The sequence below is a fragment of the Photorhabdus viridis genome, from assembly GCF_040256935.1.
Lineage (GTDB): Bacteria > Pseudomonadota > Gammaproteobacteria > Enterobacterales > Enterobacteriaceae > Photorhabdus > Photorhabdus viridis.
This window is the reverse complement of the sequence record NZ_JBEJZY010000269.1, coordinates 1-455: the sequence shown is the minus strand read 5'-3', so window position 1 is coordinate 455 and position 455 is coordinate 1. Positions and strand designations below refer to the sequence as shown.

1 protein-coding gene is annotated in these 455 nt (G+C 41.3%); it reads left to right on the top strand.

All coding sequences use genetic code 11. The features are described 5' to 3' along the window. Positions 1–196: helix-turn-helix domain-containing protein (locus ABR397_RS23310; protein ID WP_350307775.1), on the top strand; the 196-nt coding region annotated here is incomplete at its 5' end. Positions 197–455: the final 259 nt, after the last annotated feature.

Sequence of the window (455 nt, the reverse complement as noted above, 5' to 3'; positions counted from 1 at the left end):
AGTTGAAAGGACAAATGCGGGATTAGTAGCCGCTCGTGCTCAGGGAAGGATTGGTGGCAGACCAGTGTCACTGTCAGCTGAAGACAGAAAACAAGCAAAAAGACTGCTAGCGAAAGGCCATAGCAGGAAAGAATTGGCGTTAATTTACAATGCCTCTCTTTCTACTGTGTATAAGTATTTGCCGGTTGAAAATTGATGGGACAGATGTGGGGCATGTATGGGGCAAAATAATGACGTAATCAAGCATACATAAGCACATTCTGATGCGATATCAGTTTCATAATCGGCTGTTAAATCACGAATAAACACACTTATACATACTTACAAGGATTAATTACAACTCACTGTAAACATATTGAGCCACGTTGCTATAAGCCTCGCTATCTCTGATTGTTATAATGATAATGCCTGTTTGGCGAAGTCAATCGCATGAACAGGGCGTGTTGGTATCTGAT